At 50.6% G+C, this 15819-nt stretch carries 13 protein-coding genes; 9 read left to right on the forward strand and 4 right to left on the reverse strand.

Annotated features, from left to right (window positions below; all coding sequences use genetic code 11):
• Nucleotides 1–80 precede the first annotated feature (80 nt).
• Both OM416_RS21375 and OM416_RS21380 read left to right on the forward strand, forming a co-directional pair.
• Nucleotides 81–965 carry a carbohydrate ABC transporter permease gene (locus OM416_RS21375; RefSeq protein ID WP_062836913.1) on the forward strand — a complete coding sequence of 295 codons (885 nt, stop codon included), beginning with the start codon at nt 81–83 and terminating at the stop codon, nt 963–965.
• On the forward strand, nt 962–1789 hold the full coding sequence (locus tag OM416_RS21380; RefSeq protein WP_062836914.1) for a carbohydrate ABC transporter permease: 828 nt from the start codon (nt 962–964) through the stop codon (nt 1787–1789). The genes OM416_RS21375 and OM416_RS21380 overlap by 4 nt, the downstream gene beginning before the upstream one ends.
• Nucleotides 1790–1944: 155 nt before the next feature.
• Here OM416_RS21380 and OM416_RS21385 read toward each other — a convergent pair whose 3' ends face one another.
• Entirely contained in the window at nt 1945–3438 is a 1494-nt protein-coding gene (locus tag OM416_RS21385; protein ID WP_264932789.1) for a PLP-dependent aminotransferase family protein, read from the reverse strand.
• Between the two features lie 132 nt (nt 3439–3570).
• Between OM416_RS21385 and OM416_RS21390 the strand changes: the two genes are divergently transcribed.
• Entirely contained in the window at nt 3571–4182 is a 612-nt protein-coding gene (locus OM416_RS21390; protein ID WP_264932879.1) for a LysE/ArgO family amino acid transporter, read from the forward strand.
• Nucleotides 4183–4393: 211 nt separating this feature from the next.
• Here OM416_RS21390 and OM416_RS31830 read toward each other — a convergent pair whose 3' ends face one another.
• From OM416_RS31830 to OM416_RS21405, 3 genes are all read right to left on the reverse strand, one after another.
• A complete protein-coding gene (locus OM416_RS31830; RefSeq protein ID WP_062836917.1) occupies nt 4394–5230 on the reverse strand; it encodes a methyl-accepting chemotaxis protein in 837 nt (278 codons plus the stop codon).
• A gap of 374 nt (nt 5231–5604) precedes the next feature.
• Nucleotides 5605–6606 (reverse strand): GTP 3',8-cyclase MoaA, encoded by a 1002-nt coding sequence (gene moaA / locus OM416_RS21400; protein ID WP_076332515.1) that lies wholly within the window; start codon nt 6604–6606, stop codon nt 5605–5607.
• A 119-nt stretch (nt 6607–6725) separates the two neighbouring features.
• Nucleotides 6726–8951 carry a HAMP domain-containing methyl-accepting chemotaxis protein gene (locus OM416_RS21405; protein WP_319951922.1) on the reverse strand — a complete coding sequence of 742 codons (2226 nt, stop codon included), beginning with the start codon at nt 8949–8951 and terminating at the stop codon, nt 6726–6728.
• 364 nt (nt 8952–9315) lie between these two features.
• Here OM416_RS21405 and OM416_RS21410 point away from each other — a divergent pair, with 364 nt between their 5' ends.
• From OM416_RS21410 to OM416_RS21435, 6 genes are all read left to right on the forward strand, one after another.
• Entirely contained in the window at nt 9316–10140 is an 825-nt protein-coding gene (locus OM416_RS21410) for an ABC transporter ATP-binding protein (RefSeq protein ID WP_264932791.1), read from the forward strand.
• Nucleotides 10121–10933, forward strand: a complete 813-nt coding sequence (locus tag OM416_RS21415) for an ABC transporter permease (RefSeq protein WP_264932793.1) — start codon at nt 10121–10123, stop codon at nt 10931–10933. Before OM416_RS21410 ends, OM416_RS21415 begins: the two co-directional genes overlap by 20 nt.
• On the forward strand, nt 10930–11868 hold the full coding sequence (locus OM416_RS21420) for an ABC transporter permease (RefSeq protein WP_264932795.1): 939 nt from the start codon (nt 10930–10932) through the stop codon (nt 11866–11868). The genes OM416_RS21415 and OM416_RS21420 overlap by 4 nt, the downstream gene beginning before the upstream one ends.
• Before the next feature lie 99 nt (nt 11869–11967).
• Nucleotides 11968–13032, forward strand: a complete 1065-nt coding sequence (locus OM416_RS21425) for an ABC transporter substrate-binding protein (RefSeq protein WP_264932797.1) — start codon at nt 11968–11970, stop codon at nt 13030–13032.
• A gap of 21 nt (nt 13033–13053) precedes the next feature.
• The gene (locus OM416_RS21430; protein WP_264932799.1) at nt 13054–14427 is read left to right on the forward strand and encodes an aspartate aminotransferase family protein; all 1374 of its coding nucleotides are present in this window, start codon (nt 13054–13056) and stop codon (nt 14425–14427) included.
• 98 nt (nt 14428–14525) lie between these two features.
• Nucleotides 14526–15815, forward strand: coding sequence for a M20 family metallo-hydrolase (locus OM416_RS21435; RefSeq protein ID WP_264932801.1), 1290 nt, complete (start codon nt 14526–14528; stop codon nt 15813–15815).
• Nucleotides 15816–15819: the final 4 nt, after the last annotated feature.

Below are 15819 nucleotides of genomic sequence, written 5' to 3' on the forward strand. Positions count from 1 at the left end.
AAGCAGATGATACGGCAGGCAGAACGTTCTTCGTTCCCTCGTTTACAATCATCCGCTTCGAGTGAAAAGGGGGAGAACCAATGGCTACGAATGTGTTCAAGAAGTATCTGTCACTGCTCGCGTTCACTGCGCCTGCCTTTGTCATCTATGCGATTTTCCTGCTGTACCCTACGTTTAGTGGCATGTTCTATAGCCTCACGGATTGGAACGGACTTAATCGGGATTACAGCTTTATCGGTCTGGGCAACTTCGTGGAATTGTTCAAAGAAGATCCCGACTTTCTGAACTCCCTGTGGTTCACGATGAAATATGTAATATTTATGCTGATTCTGCAAAATGGAATTGCCTTGCTGCTCGCCGTATTAATTGAGTCACGGACGCGCAGCAAAGGGCTCTTCCGGACCCTGTTCTTCATGCCTAACATGATCAGTACGATCATCAGTGCTTTCATGTGGACCTTCATCTTCTCTCAGGTGCTGCCACAGCTTGCGGAGAAACTGGCTATTTCGTTCCTCGACCAGCAATGGCTGGGTGATCCGAAGTTTTCATTTTACTCCATTCTGATCGTATCGCTCTGGAACGGTGTAGGGTATATGATGATCATCTATCTGGCTGCTCTCCAGGGTGTGCCGAAAAGTCTCAAGGAAGCGGCTGTTATTGATGGGGCTAACGCATTCCAGGTGCTGCGCAATGTGGTGTTGCCGATGATTACTCATGCCGTGACTATCTGTTTCTTCCTGACGCTGAACGGAGCATTCAAAGTGTTCGAAGTGGTGTATGGACTGACTGGTGGTGGACCGGGCCGGGCCACGCAGGTTATTACAATGAACATCTATGAAGAAGCATTCTCCAACAACTTCAGATACGGCTATGCGAGTGCTAAATCGGTTGTGCTGTTCATCATTGTACTCATCTTTACACTCATTCAGATCACCGTCATGAAGAAGAAAGAGGTGGAAGCATGAGGATGCAACGACTGAACAGTTATCTGATTCGACTGCTGCTGATTCTGGGCTCTCTCGTGGCCATGCTACCGATCTACATGGCGGTGGTGAACTCTTTCAAAACACAAGGTGAGATGTTCCAATCCTTTATCGCGCTGCCAACAACGTTGCACTGGGAGAATTATTCGGACGCGTTTAACAAAATCAATCTGTTGGGCAGTTCGATGAACTCGGCGATTGTATCCTTTCTGGGGATCGGGGGAATCGTCTTCTGTGCCTCACTCGCGGGATACAAGCTGTCACGTACCTCTGGCCGTTTGAGCAACCTGATCTTCTTCCTGTTTGTTGCATCCATGCTGGTGCCGTTCCACTCGATCATGATTCCGCTGACACGGGTAGCCAAAGGCATGGGTGTACAGGGAAGCACGTACGGTTTGGCCCTGATCTATATCGGGCTTGGTGTGAACATGGCAATCTTCCTCTATCACGGGTTTGTGAAGTCCATTCCGCGTGAATTGGAGGAGTCAGCCCAGATTGACGGATGTAATGAGTTCCAGACGTTCTTCCAGATTATCTTCCCGCTCTTGCTTCCGATCACAGTCACCATCGCGATTCTGGACTTCCTGTGGATCTGGAATGACTTCTTGTTGCCACTGCTCATGCTGACCGATGTGAATCGCTATACGCTGATTCTGTCCACGAACATGCTGTTTGGGGAATACAACAAGGAATGGCCGTTGATTCTCTCCTCCTTGGTACTGACTGCGATTCCGGTTATTCTGATCTATGCTTTCTTCCAGAAGTTCATTATGGAAGGTATCGCGGAGGGTGCTGTAAAGGGGTAAAACATTCGAAAGAATACCTCAGCTTCGCGGGTAACTACGCGCTTTTGGTATTCGAACACACTTAGGAAACGTACGCTAATAGCCTTGATCTGAAGGACATGGTCCTTTCAGGTCAAGGCTGTTTGCGTTATGAACTCAGGAACCAACATTCGAAGTCAGGAGCCAGAATCCATGAGCCTGTGGACAGCCTCTGCCAAGCATTGCAGTCCACGCTCCATCTCATCAGGGGATGCATAGGCGTAGGAGAGCCGAATGTGACTCGCGTCCAGCCTGTCATACAGATAGCCCGGGTGGATTAGTACATTTTGCTCCAGACAGGTATGGAACAATTGGCGGATGGAGAGAGGCGATATAGTGAATTGCAGCCAGATATAAAACCCGCCAGCAGGTATCTTCCACTCCGCAATGTCATGAAAGTACTGTCGCAACAGATCCAGCATGAAGTCTCTTCGTTTGCGAAGTTCAGGGCGAAGGCGTTCCATATGTCCTGCATGATGTCCTTCGGCGAACCACAGGGCAGCGGCTTCTTGGGCGAGTGAACTGGTGCCGTAATCGGTCTGCATCTTGATATCTGCAAGTCGGCGTATAACCGGTTCTGGCCCAACCAGCCATCCGAGGCGCAGACCGGGACTGACTGCCTTTGACAGAGTACCCATATGCAGCACCCGTCCTTCCTGATCACGCGCCTTCAGCGATGGTGGGGGAGGTGTATCCAGCCACAGATCACTGTAGGCAGCATCCTCCAGTATGGAGATGCCCAAAGTTCGAGCGGTGGTCATGAGTTCTTCCCGGCGGTGATCACTCATCACAGAGCCGGTAGGATTGTGAAAGCTCGGGATCGTATAGAGAAGCGAGATGTGGTCCTGATCTTTTACATGCTGCGCCGCGTCTTCCAGACGTGCAATATGCAATCCTTCGTCATCCATCGGGATACCACTCATTTTCAACCCTGCCGACTGAAAGGCGTGAATGGAATAGAGATACGACGGTTTTTCCAACAGAACTGCTGATCCGCGAGGCAGAAGTCCTACCGAAATCAAGTGTAGCGCCTGAAGAGAGCCGGATACGATCAGTATGGAATCTGGAGAGGCCTGAATGCCAGTAGTCTGCAAATGGACGGATAAAGCCTCCCGAAGCTCCAGGCTTCCTTGAGGTTCCAGGTAGTTGAGTGTACGAGAACGATGGGACAGGGCATACAGAATGTCGTTAAAAGCATCCTGAGGCATCAGCTCCGGGGCAAGCTCCCCTGTACCAAGACGTATGATGCCAGGCCTGAATTCAGCCTGATTAATCTGCTGGATCTCGGGCAGATTGGGATAATACCAACCCTCCTCGATGGCTTCGTTCCAGTTGGGCATGGCTCCGTGAGCCATGCCATGCCAACCAGAGCCGGAGATATATGTTCCCCCGCCGTGTCTGCCCTCAATCAGACCAGCGGCGGTCAGGTTATCCAGGGCAGTGACCAATGTACTGCGGTTCACCCCCATGGACTCAGCCCATATTCGCTGTGAGGGGAGACGGTAGCCAGCTGACCATTCGCCCGTTGTGATTTTCTGCCGGACATAGGCTTCAATCTGGCGATACAAGGGCAAGTTGAGAGACGGGTTAGGCTTCCACCCCATGCTTAGCCGAGAATCAGAACGTTCCATAACTGGCAGAATCACCTCCGTTTGTCTTTGTAACCAACACTATATCATTTGGTTGGGTATGATGCCATCCAAGTGGTTGGTTACGTCAGCCCTCATCTGCTCTACTATGGAATACAGAGATAAGGGGGAAGCATAATGGAGGTTGTTATTCACGCAGTGGTTCTGGCCTTTGGCCTGATCTTGCCACTGGGTGTGCAGAATGTATTTATTTTTAACCAAGGCATGAGACAAAGGCGTTATATTGATGCCCTACCTGCTGTAATAACGGCAGGGGTCAGTGATACGTTCTTGATTGGGGCAGCGGTCGGAGGGGTGTCGCTCATTTTACTGCAATGGCCAGTTCTGGCGAATGTGTTGTATGCAGTAGGAAGCCTGTTTCTGCTATATATGGCATGGAGTATCTGGAGGTCGTCCGAATCTGTGGAAGGTTCCCAGACGGTATTGTCAGCAGGGCGACAGATTGCGTTCGCCGCATCGGTATCTTTACTCAATCCCCATGCTCTGCTGGACACGGTTGCCGTGATTGGCACCAGTTCACTTCAGTATGAAGGGGTGGAGCGCATGTATTTTGCCCTGACAGCCGCGGCTGTATCGTGGATATGGTTCATGGGACTTGCAGGTGCGGGCAGGTTAATTGGCAGAACGGATCGTACTGGACGCATCAGTCTGGTGTTCAATCGGTTGTCTGCTCTGATCATGGTCGGTCTAGCGTGTATGATGCTGTGGAAGCTCGTTTATTCCTAGAAGGACCCTGATGTGGCTCATCTTGTTTGAAATAAATAAAACTCCCCGTGACGTTAATCGCGCGGGGAGTTCAATGTGAGTGCTGAATTTGGTGATCAGCATAGCTTGCTGATCTAATTATTGAGTTGGAACATGTAGTGCTCGATATTGCATCGGTATTGCATCACTTATATATGGTTGGTCATCTGAGTTAAGGTCAGCGTAATCGAATCTATTCTGCTTTCAGCAGCATGGATTCAATGAACACTTTCAGATCACGGCTTACGCTATTCAACTGATCAATGACCTCGCTGAACTCGGTTACCATCACAGCCTGTTGGTTGCTCGACTGTGAGATCGATGTGATCTCCTGCTCCATCTGTTGGATGGAATGCTGAACATCCTTTAAGGAACGTTCGATATTTACCGTAGCTTCTTTGGTACCTGTAGAAAGTTTACGCACTTCAGATGCAACGACGCTGAACCCTGCGCCTGCTTCGCCGGCTCGGGCTGCTTCGATGGCCGCATTCAGGCCGAGCAGATTGGTTTGTTCTGAGATTTCGCGAATGAATGCGGCGACCTTGTTCACTTCACCTGAGTTCTGCACAGCCATGCGCGTATTGTCCAAGATTTGCGTGGAGGAGGCCGTCAATTGCTCAGATTGAGCAGCTACTGTCTGTACCATATCGGTCAGTCTGCCGCTGATTCCGCCGATCAGCTCGGTGAAGTGCTCCAGTTTTTCCTCATTCTGAAGGGAGAAGCCGATGGCAAGTGCGCCCGCGATATTTCCTTGCTCATCCCGAAGCGGAGTAGCTGCCGAGACAATGGAGGTGCCATAAAATTTAGCATCAATGCGATTGGCTGAAGTCTCCCCATGTATCAGGGCTCGGCGGAGTGTAGGGTCATCCGGCGAGATGATATCTCCTGCTTTGATGCCCAGATCGAGCTCGTTGCTCGGAACATAATACCAGAACTTCTCGGTATCGGTTACTGCAATCATGATATCGTGTTCTTTCAGCATAATTTTAAAATACGGGCTTGCTGCAACGAGTGCTTCAACAATGTTCAATATGGTCATCTCCTATGTGTGCATATCATCTAGATGTATTGTATATACATCGTCAGAATTATGAGAATCTTGAAGACCCAACAAGGGCATAACGTATATTACTTTCATTTTTAACAAATGAAACAGCAGAATTGATAATTTTCAGAAAAAAATGAAAAAATAACGAAAAAGCAGACGAGAACGTGATGTTCTTGTCTGCTTCGGGTATTCACCTATTCCTTGTGACACGCTCCACTTCACGTTATGAATGCTGATTGACGTAAGGTTCATCGCGCCAGTATTACCTCATCCGTTGTGTGCAGGGATTATCCTGACAGTAGAGATATATATCCGTACCCAGAAATACACTGTTGAGTTAATATTGCGTACGGTTGCTATCCGCCAATCTGGGACATGCGCCGTACCGTCGGCGTGTGGGATTGCATTTTTTGTTCCAAAGCCAGAGCCATCTCATGATTCTTCGGTTTCGTACCCAGCGCTTTGAGAAAGAGCGCCGCCATGGCATTTGGGTCATCCACGAAGCGGCGAACATTATACTCATCCGACCAGTACAGGCAGGCTTTGATATGTCCGTCAGCGGTCAGCCGAAGTCGATTGCAATTGTCACAGAAGTGATCGCTCACGGGATGAATCAATCCGAAAGTGCCTTCGGAGCCTACAATTTTCATATTACGTGAGGGGCCATTCCCCGCAGGGCCTGTTGTATTCTCAACCGCCCAACCCGCTTCAGCACATACATCTGTGACGGCTTCCAGTGGCAAATAGGATTTGCGCCACGAATCCGATGCCTGTCCAATCGGCATATATTCAATGAAACGCACATGAAGAGGCTGATCGATGGTCATTGCAATAAAGTCCTTGATCTCATCATCGTTGATACCCTTCATCAGTACGACATTCAGCTTGATCGGAGCAAGGCCAGCGGCAGTTGCAGCTTCAATGCCTTTCAATACCTTGTTCACATCTCCGCCGCGAGTAATCATGGAGAAGCGATCAGCCCGCAGTGAATCCAGACTGATGTTAATTCGGTTCAATCCCGCGTCTTTCAATGCCTGAGCTTGCTTATCTAGTAGAAGAGCGTTGGTTGTGAGTGCAATATCGTCAATCCCGTCGATCGCCGAGATCATGCCGACGAGCTTGTGCAGATCCTTGCGCACCAGCGGTTCGCCCCCAGTGAGCCGAACTTTACGCATACCCATCGGAGCAAGCACCTTCAGCACCTGTGCGATCTCTTCGTAGCTCATAATCTCATCATGTGGAGCAAACTCCATACCCTCCGCAGGCATGCAATACACACAGCGTAAATTACAGCGGTCCGTAACAGAAATACGGATGTAGTCATGTATCCGGCCAAATGAATCCTGAAGCAATTCCATGCAGACCACCCTTTCATCGGTTCAGATTGGAAATCTTCTATTATAAATGATACGACAATTTCAAAAGGAACAGTTGCATCAAATTTTAGCTATTTCTCCAATCCGCGTCAACGATGACGTCAGATGACAGTATTTTTAGCGGGGTGGTTCAGATGGAATTGTCCCACGAGTTGTTGCAGGAAGACCGTAATGGCTTCCACGTTATTCGACGAATGCTGAACCTGCAACATATCACGGATCAGCTCCATCATCTCTGCTTCTACCTCAGCGGAAGTAGCCCGATTTTGATGGCTAATTGCAGCAATGTTCTCCATTAGCATGACCACTTGATCCACGACTTGCGTGCGCTCAGGTTCTTCAGCGGTAGCATTTTGCAGAAGTTGCGAAGCGGCCTGAACCAGTGTCGTTCCTTCAGCCAACACCTGATCTCCCTCTGTGATTAATTGGGACGCCGCTCCTGCTGCAGTTGAGATTCGGTCCAGAATCTGATGGATATTTTCAGTGGAAGAGCGGGATACATCGGCCAACTTACGGATTTCACCCGCCACGACCGAGAAGCCTAGGCCATGTTCGCCCACGCGTGCAGCTTCAATGGTAGCATTCAGAGCGAGCAGGTTGGTCTGAGCTGAAATTTCATCAATGACAGCCAGTGCACGGTAAATCTCTTTCATGGTATCCATGAAGGACAGGATGGTACGGTTGGTATCGGACACCGCTCCGGAGATTTGGGTCATTTTGTCGCCGATTCGTTCCACTTCCTGCTGGGCCACGCCGATCTGTTTAGTGGCAGAAGTCTCCAGTTGTTGCAGCGTTAAGCGCATGTGATCGGCAGCGATCTTGGCCTGATCGAGATCCTCCAGTTGGGTGCGAATGGCCTGAATCATCGAACCAAGCTTATAGTTCACACGCTCAGTCGTACCCTGGGTTGTCTCGGTTGAGGTTCGCATCTGATACTGATTGTCCATAACGTCTACCGTGGCAAGTTGTACCTTCAGCATAATGCCTTCCAGAGAATCAATCATGTTATTGATCCACTTCGCCAGTTCACCTGATTCGTCTTGGGCAAAATCAGACGTGTTCAGGCGCTGAGTCAGATCACCTTTGCCTTCGGCGTTGATCCGAATAAATCGGCTGATGCGGCGCAAGTCATCATGAACTCGTCGATATTGGCTGCGATGCAGCTGTAATGCAGTGAAGAATCCAAACAGCACATTAAAAGCCGCCATTGCTGCCGCACTCCATCCACTGCCAGTAAGGGCATAGACAAGGGCCGCTCCTGCAACGCCTGACAAGAGCGTGAAGAGACTGTGCTGCTTGAACTGGCGCCAGCCGATGCTCCGTATCCGGTATACTTCCTCCAGATCTCCCTCACACATCATGCCCCAACGATCAGGACAGTGTGGCAACTGAAAGGTGATGCCCTTGCCAATGACAGAGATATGGCGGTAATCCGAGTAGCCGGGAAAGGCAACGAACAGATTGGAGCCATTCTGAATGGTGTTCGCTACTCCGGGATGTAGCTGCCCGGTCGATGGATCGGTGAACATGAGCTCCAGCTCCGTATGCTCCTTAACGGAAACGATACCCCATTCGGTGGTGACGCCATCTTTCAGATTTTCCCCATGTGTAAAGGTACGATCCTCGAAGCGGCTTCGGGATAAGGCGGTGCCGGGCTGCAGATGGGGCCGTAATTTCGACTCAGCCATAAAGAGATAGTTATCACCCGAATCGGGATAGATATGGCCTGATTCTCGTTGAATCAGGTCACCCAAGACATCCCCGGGAACACGGCTGCATAATGAACCAACATATCGACCTTCCTGTAGTATGGGGTTGATAAACAACAAGGTGACATCATCGTGAAAAGCGGACGAGCGCGGACCAATATCCAACGTCAATGGATCGGAATATGGGCCATACAAACACTTTTTCCCATGAATATCTGCCCGGGAGTACTTCAATCCTGGTCCAATCAAAGCTTCGTGATCTGTATAGATCTGTCCAATATGTTTCTTATATGTAGAGAATACCACCTGATTCTGTTCGTTCAGCATAAATAGCTCTGTACTATCAACGGCTCGAATATAACTGGATTGAAACCATGTATCTAGTTTACTTATATGAGATGAACCTGGCAGTACATCTTGTGGTCGAACGGGCTGTATTTGATGAAGCAAGCGATCCAGGTGATTCCATTGTTCATCTGCCCAGTCCATCATGAGCTGACGTCTCGTTTCGGCAATCCCCTCAAAAATCTGTTCCACATCTTCCTTCATATGTGCGTTCAACCGATACGATCGCCACAGCGGCAATCCTTTTCTCCATCCCAGCCAATCAAACATCATGACCACCCCGATTTCTGGATTCTCTATTCAATCTTTATACAAGAAAACGAACAAGAATACGAGGGCATATGTCATATTTTCCGAATATTTATTCAATAAATACAAATGATCGTGCGTTTGTTGTTAGGTGAAATTCATGTTAGCTATCTATCAAGGAAACTTACATAGATGTCTCTGAGAATCCATCTCATTTTACATTGTGTAACATGAACAGGCCCATACTCAAAACACACTGTATAATGTAATCCCCGCCCAAAGCGATATAGTATTATCTAACAAGCAAAACCTGTTACGTTCGTGTATATAAACCTCCCATTCAGCCTTGGTGTGCAATGAAAACAACTTCCCACAAAGGAGAATGCCCATGTCCTCCATATCCTCAGCTACAGTCCCCGAAGCCTGCCATATTGATGTTGATCATGTGTCCGTTGTCTTTGGTACAGGGACACAACAAGTTACTGCCTTGTCGGATGTTACATTCCAGATCCAGTCTAATGAGTTTGTCTCTCTGCTGGGCCCTTCCGGCTGTGGCAAGTCGACCTTGCTCCGGCTGGTGGGTGATCTACTTCAGCCCACTTTAGGCACCGTTCGCATTGCAGGCCAAGAGCCTGAGCGTGCTCGGCTACAGCGACAGTTCGGCATCGTCTTCCAGACACCTGCTTTGTTCGATTGGCGCACGGTGCGGCACAATGTGGAATTGCCCTTGGAGCTGCTTGGTACCCGGCGGAAGGAGTGCCGCCGCATTAGCGGTGAACTGCTTGAAATGGTGGGGTTAACCCGCTTCGCAGACCATTATCCATGGCAGCTCAGTGGCGGGATGCAGCAACGTGTATCCATTGCACGTGCGCTTGCACTTGATCCACCATTGCTGCTCATGGATGAACCCTTCTCTGCCTTGGACGAATTCACGAAAGAAAAGCTTCAATTGGAGCTGCTTGAGATCAAGCGCTCAACAGGCAAGACCTTCCTCTTTGTCACACATAGCATCCCCGAAGCCGTATTTCTGTCCGACCGAATCATTGTGCTCTCGGCGCATCCAGGGCAGGTGCATTCCATTCATTCCGTCAACCTGCCTTCCGAACGTCATAGTGAACTGAGAGAAACGGAAGACTTCTATCACATGATTACAACCATTCGCAACTGCTTCTACGAGGAGCGTGATGAATCTCATGTCCCTGCGGTTCTTTAAACCGGGATATCGATCCTGGGTCATCATCTGGATTATGGCCATATTGGTGCTGTGGGAAGGAATCGCGTGGATACTCCAACTGTTTTTGTCACCCCAGCAGGCGGCGTCTCGCCTTCCTTATCTGCACGAGGTACTTGGAGCGCTCTTTCGCTACTCGGGTACGCTGGCAGAGCAGGGGGCTGTCACGTTCGGCAATGCAGCCATTGGTTTTGCAGGGGGAACGATGCTTGGTCTCGGTCTGGCTCTGCTCATGAGCGGTGCTGTCTGGCTGGAGCGCACGTTATCGCCATATGTTGTCTCCTCACAGATGGTTCCGGTTATTGGTCTCGCACCAATTGTGTACGGTATTATCCACAATGCAGAGTGGGCTCGAATTGTTATGGCGGCTTATGTCACCTTCTTCCCGATCATCATCCATACGTTGAAAGGGTTGAAAAGTGCAGCACCAGAGCATCTGGAGCTTATGCGTTCCTGTGGAGCTTCACTGACTGCACGTTATATCAAATGTCTACTGCCTTCAGCACTACCGGGACTATTTTCCGGTATGAAAATAGCTGCTCCGCTGGCGGTGACTTCCTCCATCGTTGTGGAATTGATGGGGGCTCCCGACGGACTCGGCGTCCTGATGGTCAGTTCGTTATATTACGGTCATGCCCAAGTTGGCATGTTCTGGGCGACCATCATGCTTAGCATTGGCATTGGCCTGATTTCATATCTGGTCATCAGCCTGGCCGAACGTTGGCTGACCCCCTGGCAGCCTGAATTCAGGGCTAAAGGAGGTGATGCCACATGAGTGACGGTAGAGTGTTGAGCCGGAAAAGTGATGAAGGTGTGACGATTGCTGCTGTAACTGGTGCAGCTACGACCCTCACGGGTTCACAGATGGCAGCTGCTCCCGGATCGGAAATCCATGGACAACGGGGACAAGCCGGAAAGGCCAGACCGGGCACCGGCTTTCGCGGGCGCTCGATTGCACTGAGCATGCTTCCTTGGGGTGCCGGGATAATGTTTCTCGCCCTCTGGCAGCTCAGGTTGTTTCATTGGATATTCTCGCTGGAAAGCTACCAACTGCCTGTACCTTCCACGATTGCGGCATCCATTCAGGAAAATGCCAATATGCTCTTTCGATACGCGATGTACAGCGGAACCGAAATGCTGGGTGGTTTCTTGCTCGGCTCCCTGCTTGGTGCTCTGGCGGCGGCAGGTGCATCATTCTTCCCAACAAGCGGCAGGGCTGCGGTTACGGTTTTGTCTGCACTGAATGCAGTTCCCATTGTAGCCCTTGCCCCGATTATGAATAATTGGTTCGGTGACGGGATCTGGTCGCGTATTGCTGTCGTTACGGTGATTACGATGGCAGCGATGGCTGTCAGCCTTTTCAAAGGGCTGACTTCCATTCAGCCGCAGTACAGTGATCTGCTGAGTGGCCTTGCCGCGAGCAGGATGCAGTTTTTTTGGAAGCTGAGACTGCCTCATGCCCTGCCTTCCCTCTTTGCCGGTCTGAAGATCAACATGTCGACCAGTATTATTGGGGCCATTGTGGGTGAATTTTTCATCGCCTCCCAGGGGCTCGGGTACTTGCTCTCGGATCAGATTCGACTGGCGAACATGCCCTTGGCCTGGTCCTGTATTGTCATCGCCGCCGCGCTCGGTATTGTGCTGTATGAAGCGGTTGTTCTGGCAGAAAAGCGAATCATTCCGTGGAATCGTGCACGCACAGATCACTAACGTACATCAGGGTATCAACCATAGATTGATAGGGCTGGTGAGTAGAGCCTCACACTACCTGATTGAAAAATCGTATATAAACAGGGGGTTGTTCTGTACATGTACAAAACGTTGAAGCCGGGTTTGCTGGTGTTGGTCCTGTTGGTTGTTACGATGCTGAGCGCATGTTCTACGAAGTCCGAGCCGGCGGCTGAGCCTGTCGCTGCGAGTTCAGGAGGGTCGGGAGAAGCAGATAAACCCTTAACCAAAGTTAAAATTCAGCTGAAATGGGTGCCGCAGGCGCAGTTTGCCGGGATCTATGCAGCGAAGGAAAAAGGTTTTTTTGCAGATGAAGGCATTGATGCCGAGATTATTCCGGGTGGTCCGGATATCGTGATTGAGCAGCAGGTGGTCAATGGCGCGGCTGATGTCGGGATCACAGGAGTAGATAGTCTGCTGGTCAGCCGGGACAACGGTCTGCCGCTTGTCTCGCTCGCCCAAATCTCACAGAAGAGTAGCTATCGCTTGATCGCCAAGAAGTCTCTAGGCATTACTGATCCGGCTCAGATGAAAGGCAAGAAGGTAAGTACCTGGTTCGGCAGTCAGCAGTTTCAGGTGCTCGCGTTCATGGAGAAGAATGGCCTAGATCCGAAGAAAGATATTGAATTGGTGAAGCAGGGATTCACAATGGATCAGTTTTTCAACGATCAGGTGGATGTGGCTACGGCGACGATCTATAACGAATATCACGTTGTACTGGAAAGTGGAACGAAAGAATCCGATCTGGATGTGTTCAACATTGAAGATGCCGGTGTTGGCATGCTGGAGGATACGCTAATTGCCAAGAAGGATTGGGTAGACAGCAACCGTGAGCTTGCGGTTAAAGTGACCCGTGCCATTCTGAAAGGCTGGAACTACGCCATCGACAATCAGGATGAGACGGTGGATATCGTGATGAGTAATGTGACGGAGGGCAGCACCACCCGCGAGCATCAGGTAACGATGCTGGAAGAGATTGCGAAGCTGATTCGCCCGGAAGGATTTACAGAGCAGCAAGTCGGTAGTTTTGTTGATGAGTCATTTGCCCGAACTGCGGATATTGCACTGAATTATGGGCTGATCAAAAAAGCCGCAAATCTGGATGAAGCGCTGGAGAAAAGCATCTATGAAGAAGCGGTGAAATAAGCGTGTGGAGGAGGATGACGAATGAGTTCTGTGGATCAGCAGCCGCAGCCGTTTGGCAGTACGAAGGAAGAGTGGCTGGAGAAGGATCGCAAATACGTGTGGCATCACATCTCGCCTCATAACGATCATCCGATGATTGCAGTCAGCGGGGAGGGCAGTTGGATCACCGATCAGGATGGTACGCGTTATCTGGATGCGATGTCGGGGCTCTGGTGTGTGAATGTGGGGCATGGCCGTGAGGAGATTGCGAGAAGTGCCTATGAACAGATGAAAGCACTCGCTTATGTACCGATGACGCAGAGTCACGAACCGGCGATTTTGCTGGCGGAGAAGCTGAATGACTGGCTGGAGGGGGAGTATCGGATATTCTTCTCCAACTCAGGTTCAGATGCGAATGAGGTGGCTTTCAAAATAGCCCGTCAGTACCACCATCAGAATGGTGAGCCTACTCGGCACAAATTCATCTCCCGTCACCGTGCCTATCACGGCAACTCCATGGGCGCACTGGGCGCTACCGGGCAAGCCGCCCGCAAGATCAAATACGAGCCGCTCGGCGTAGGTTTCTCTCATGTTCCACCACCGTATTGCTACCGCTGTCCGTTTGGACGAAACAAGGATGGATGCGGACTCGAATGTGCAACCATCTATGAAGAGGTGATTCGTTGGGAAGGTCCTGAGACGGTTGCCGCAGTAATTATGGAGCCGGTGATCACAGGGGGCGGTATGATTGTGCCCCCGCCGGATTATATGCGTACCGTACAAGAAATCTGTCAGCGCTATGGCGTGTTGCTCATTGTAGATGAGGTCATCTGCGGTTTTGGCCGCTCTGGGCAGAAGTTTGGTCATCAGAACTATGGCGTACAGCCTGATATTGTGACGATGGCAAAAGGCATGACCAGTGCCTATTCGCCGCTATCGGCAACGGCTGTGCGAGCAGATCTGTATGAGACGTTCCGGGAATCCGGACCGGATACCCATTTTCGCCATGTGAATACCTTTGGCGGGAATCCCGTATCCTGCCGGGTGGCACTGGCGAATCTGGAGATTCTGGAACGAGAGAATCTGGTCAGCCGGGCGGAAGAACTGGGATACCTGCTTCGTGAGAAGCTGGAGCCGCTGCTGGAGCTGTCCATTGTGGGGGATATCCGTTCATTCGGATTCGCCTGTGGGGTGGAGTTGATTGAAGCAGACGGGTCTCCTGCAGAAGCGGATAAAGTAATGAAGGTACTCGCCAGTTGTAAAAGGGACGGCATCCTGATTGGCAAGAACGGCGATACCGTACCGGGTTTTGCAAACATTTTGACGATCTCCCCACCGTTTGTCACCACCGAGGAGGAGTTGGATCTGATCGCTGGAAGTTTGCTCGTTGCGCTACGTAGTCTGGACGCAGGGTAGTTGCCATACACAGGTACGACAGACGTTTACGGTTTAGCAAGCAAAATGGAGATTTCCACATCATTACTCGATAAATAAGTGCAAGGAGGTGAGGGAGGATGCAGACCACAACAGGCAGAATCATTAATCAGCTTCGGCTGAATGAGCGAATTGAGCAGTTGTCACGCATTGGACGAATCGCAGAGACGGGTGTCTGCCGACTTGCCCTGACCCCGGAAGATATGGATGGCATCATACAGGTTCGTCTATGGATGGAAAAGGCCGGTCTGACGACGCGACTTGATGCCTTCGGCAATCTGATTGGTCGTCTGGAAGGGGCGGATCAGGCCCTGCCGATCCTCATGATTGGTTCTCACATCGACTCTCAGCCGTATGGCGGTCGCTATGATGGAGCAATTGGTGTGCTAGGCGCGCTCGAAGCGGTGCAATGCCTGATCGAAAATGGCATCCATCCCCGAATGCCGATTGAAGTGATTGCCTTTTGCGATGAAGAGGGTTCCCGTTTTAACAAAGGCCTGTTCGGCTCGCGTGGCATAACCGGTCAGTTGGAAGAGGGCGAACTGGAGCGGCAGGATAAAAACGGAGTGACTCGCCGGGAGGCGCTGGAAGCCTTCGGCTGTTCTCCTTCGGATTTTGAAGAAGCGACCTATCCGCCAGGTTCCATAGGCAGTTATCTGGAGCTGCACATTGAACAGGGACCAGTGCTGGAGGCGCTGAATGCACCAGTAGGTCTGGTGACGGGCATCTCCGGCCCGCTGTGGCTTACGGTAACGATGAAAGGCATGGCCGGTCATGCCGGCTCTGTTCCGATGGGAATGCGACATGATGCTTTGGTAGGCAGTGCCAAAGTCATTGCGGCTTTTGACGATATGGTTAGAGAAGACCCGGAAGCACCAACCGTAGGCACGGTGGGAAGTCTGAGGGTGTTTCCAGACTCACGGAATATCATTCCGGAGGAAGTCAGCTTTACGGTGGACTTGCGAGATATGGAGATGGAACGCAGAAACCGACTTGAAGCCCGATTGATGAACATGTTGGATGACGTGAGTTCCCGATATGGTCTAACTTACTCGCTGACAGAGGATACGAATAGTGAGCCGCGGTATTGTGCAGAGCTGATCATGTCGGTGATTCGTACATCCGCGGAAGAGATCGGGATTACTTTGCCAGAACTGATGAGTGGTCCGTTCCATGATGCGATGGCCCTTTCGCTTGTGTGTGATTATGGCATGATCTTTGTCCGTAGCAAGGACGGTATCAGTCATCATCCCAGCGAATATTCCTCCTCGGAGGATATTGGGCTGGGCACGGAAGTGTTGTATCGCACCATTCGGAGGATGTGCAGTGGAATGAACCAACCAACCAATTTATCTGAGGAGGCGTTGTGACGTT

The organism is Paenibacillus sp. LS1 (assembly GCF_026013365.1).
In the GTDB taxonomy this organism is placed as follows: Bacteria; Bacillota; Bacilli; order Paenibacillales; family Paenibacillaceae; genus Paenibacillus.

Excerpts from the sequence above, each read along its gene's own strand:
- OM416_RS21420 (WP_264932795.1), top strand. The coding sequence starts at position 10,930 with ATGAGTGACGGTAGAGTGTTGAGCCGGAAAAGTGATGAAGGTGTGACG.
- OM416_RS21405 (WP_319951922.1), bottom strand. The coding sequence starts at position 8,951 with ATGATGTTTGATTGGCTGGGATGGAGAAAAGGATTGCCGCTGTGGCGA.
- OM416_RS21410 (WP_264932791.1), top strand. The coding sequence starts at position 9,316 with ATGTCCTCCATATCCTCAGCTACAGTCCCCGAAGCCTGCCATATTGAT.
- moaA (WP_076332515.1), bottom strand. The coding sequence starts at position 6,606 with ATGGAATTGCTTCAGGATTCATTTGGCCGGATACATGACTACATCCGT.
- OM416_RS21430 (WP_264932799.1), top strand. The coding sequence starts at position 13,054 with ATGAGTTCTGTGGATCAGCAGCCGCAGCCGTTTGGCAGTACGAAGGAA.
- OM416_RS21425 (WP_264932797.1), top strand. The coding sequence starts at position 11,968 with ATGTACAAAACGTTGAAGCCGGGTTTGCTGGTGTTGGTCCTGTTGGTT.
- OM416_RS21380 (WP_062836914.1), top strand. The coding sequence starts at position 962 with ATGAGGATGCAACGACTGAACAGTTATCTGATTCGACTGCTGCTGATT.
- OM416_RS21375 (WP_062836913.1), top strand. The coding sequence starts at position 81 with ATGGCTACGAATGTGTTCAAGAAGTATCTGTCACTGCTCGCGTTCACT.
- OM416_RS21435 (WP_264932801.1), top strand. The coding sequence starts at position 14,526 with ATGCAGACCACAACAGGCAGAATCATTAATCAGCTTCGGCTGAATGAG.
- OM416_RS21415 (WP_264932793.1), top strand. The coding sequence starts at position 10,121 with ATGTCCCTGCGGTTCTTTAAACCGGGATATCGATCCTGGGTCATCATC.
- OM416_RS21385 (WP_264932789.1), bottom strand. The coding sequence starts at position 3,438 with ATGGAACGTTCTGATTCTCGGCTAAGCATGGGGTGGAAGCCTAACCCG.